Source organism: Methylobacterium sp. WL103, from assembly GCF_008039885.1.
GTDB lineage: Bacteria > Pseudomonadota > Alphaproteobacteria > Rhizobiales > Beijerinckiaceae > Methylobacterium > Methylobacterium cerastii.
Window position 1 is genome coordinate 1 of the sequence record NZ_VRUX01000617.1, and the last position, 2,424, is coordinate 2,424.

Annotated in this window: 4 protein-coding genes; 1 reads left to right on the plus strand and 3 read right to left on the minus strand. The window is 72.4% G+C overall.

Features of this window, described 5'->3' with window-relative positions:
- Window positions 1-294: DUF2171 domain-containing protein (locus tag FV222_RS23230; RefSeq protein WP_147815746.1), on the plus strand; the 294-nt coding region annotated here is incomplete at its 5' end.
- A 10-nt stretch (window positions 295-304) separates the two neighbouring features.
- Here the strand turns inward: FV222_RS23230 and FV222_RS23235 are convergent.
- From FV222_RS23235 to FV222_RS23245, 3 genes are all read right to left on the minus strand, one after another.
- Window positions 305-1,090, minus strand: a complete 786-nt coding sequence (locus FV222_RS23235) for a GDSL-type esterase/lipase family protein (RefSeq protein ID WP_246685621.1) — start codon at window positions 1,088-1,090, stop codon at window positions 305-307.
- 210 nt (window positions 1,091-1,300) lie between these two features.
- The gene (locus FV222_RS23240; protein WP_147764378.1) at window positions 1,301-1,774 is read right to left on the minus strand and encodes an anaerobic typically selenocysteine-containing protein; all 474 of its coding nucleotides are present in this window, start codon (window positions 1,772-1,774) and stop codon (window positions 1,301-1,303) included.
- Between the two features lie 352 nt (window positions 1,775-2,126).
- The coding region (locus tag FV222_RS23245; RefSeq protein WP_187277443.1) for a SelB C-terminal domain-containing protein at window positions 2,127-2,424 on the minus strand (298 nt) is incomplete at its 5' end.

Here is a 2,424-nt window from a genome sequence, read left to right on the forward strand (position 1 = left end):
CTGCTCGCGCCCGCGGCCTTCGCGCAGACCACGCCGGTGGCGGGAGCCGCCCGCGTCACCGCGCACATGGAGGTGGTCGGCGCGGACGGGGCGCATGTGGGCACGGTCGACAAGGTCGAGGACGGGACCATCGTCCTGGCCGGGACCGACCGGGATGCCGGCGGGCGGCCTCACGTCATCCCGATCGCGTGGATCGGCACGGTGGACGGAAAGGTGCTGCTGACGAAGCCGGCGGCCGAGGCGAAGGCGCAATGGGATCGGGTCGGCAGGCCGGGCGGCGACCCGAAGCGCTGAAGCTCCGCCCTTACTCGGCGACCGCCTCGGTGACCTGGACGCGGCCGGCATCCTCGATGATCGCGGCGGCTGCCGCCTTGGCGAGCATCGCGTAGCCGCGGTCGGCCATGTGGAGGCCGTCGGCGGAGAAGAGCTGGTTGTGGGTCAGCTTGCCGTCGCGGATCCAGCCGCGCATCAGGTCGGCGCGGCGGATCACCGGCACGTCGAGTTCGTCGCCGATCTCGCGCACGGCGTCGCGGAAGCGGTCTGAGCCGGGGGTTGCGTCGAGCTTCGGGCACCATTGCGGCTCCATCAGAACCACGTCGATGCCGGCCTCCTGCATGCGGCGCACGGCGCTCACCGTCGCCTCGCGGAAATGCTCGATGGATACGCCGCGCAGGGGGTCGTTGCTGCCGGTCTGCCAGATCACGAGCTGCGGCTCGGCGGCGATCACGTCGCGGTCGAGGCGGCGCAGCATGTCGTCGACGTGCTCGCCGCCGATGCCGCGGTTCAGCACCGTGATGCTGGCGGCGACGCTCGGCAGGGCGGCGCGCAGGTCCGCCTGCAGGCGGGCGGGGTAGGCGTTGGCCGGCGTGCTGGCGCCGATGCCCTCGGTGGAGGACGAGCCGAAGGCGACGATGCGCAGCGGCGCGCCGATGGCGATCTGCCGGGCGACGTGCGGCAGGTCGATCTCGGCGCCCGCGCCGTGGAAGCCGAAATCGAACGGAGCCGGGAGGAGGTCGGCGTAGGCGAGCACCGCGCTCGGCAGGACGAACAGCCCGGTGAGCAGCGCGACGCCGCGAATCAAGCCCCGCAGGGGTTTCGTGACGCGGCGGGCGGACACGGTGTTCGGCACGGGCACCATCGGAGCGTTCGGGCTAGCAGGGATCGAATACGATCCTACGGGACCGATCGAAAGGTCCCGTCTGCAACACCTGTTGAATTCCGATTGAATTCGTAACGCAAAATTAAGGCTGAATTCCGGTGATGCCGTCTCCGCCCGCCCGCGCCCTGCCGCCCGACTCGGTCAGTTCGCCGGCGACGTGAGCACGAGCTTGCCCACGAACGGCGCGTTCTTGTTGGCGGTGCTGGTGCAGGCGAAGTCGTGGTTTCCGGCCTCGAGCGTCCGCACGCGCAGGGTGCCCTGGCCGTCGCGCTTGACCAGGTAGCCCTTCTCGCTGGCGACGTGCACGAGGTCGCCGTCGGCGTGGAGCACGTGGCCGTTCTCGAACAGGCCGTCCGCGGTGATCGTCACCGGCGTGTCGGCGTGGCTGACCACGTGCAGGGCGACGTCGGTGTTAGCGGGCAGGCGCAGCTCCGCCGGGGCGCAGACCGGCTTGCCGTTCTCGGCGGTGATCGTCAGCTCGACCGGCGGCATCACGGAGCTCGACGGCGCGGGCAGGGGCTTGCCTTGGGTAAGGGGCTTGCCTTGGGCATGGCCGGAGACGGTCCCGAGGAGGAGGATGGCGGCCGCGGCGAGGTCGCGTCGAAGAAGCTGCATGAAGGTCTATCCGGAGAAGCGTGAGCGGCAGGCGGCGCGCGGTCGCGCGGCCTCGGGATAGGAGCGGAATGGCAGCCGGGGCATGCGAGTTCCGGCACGCGACGCCGCACCGGCGGCTCGCGGAGCAGTCCGGCGGAACCGGCCTCGACCGCGCGGCGGCCGATGCACCAGCACCGCGTCGCTGCCGTGGACGGCCTCTCCGTCGTCGGCATGCTCCTGCTCTGGACCGGGGCTCGAGCCGCTCCTCCGGCATCGCCCAGGACACCGCCTCCCTCGCCGACGCGATCGCCGGACCCGCCGCGGCGCGGCCTCTTCCGATCGCCCGCCGAGACGGCCAAGCCCCGGCGAGGGCCTACCCGACGATCACCCGCCGGTCGCCGGCCCGGCGGGTGAAGCCGGTGGCGTCGAGGTGCTCCAGCAGCGGGATCGAGAACTTTCGCGAGATCCCGAGCGCCGCTCCGGCCTCGCGGGCGAGGAAGCCGGATTCGGGGCCGGTCGCCTCGGGGAAGGTGGCGCGGAGCTTGGCCCGCGCCTCCTCCACCGCCGCCTTGTGGAACAGCACGGCGCGGCGCTGCACCCGGTCGACGGCGCGGGGGACCCGGGCCGGGGCCCGGGGGGGCCAGGGGGGTTTTAACAAATGCGCGCCCCCC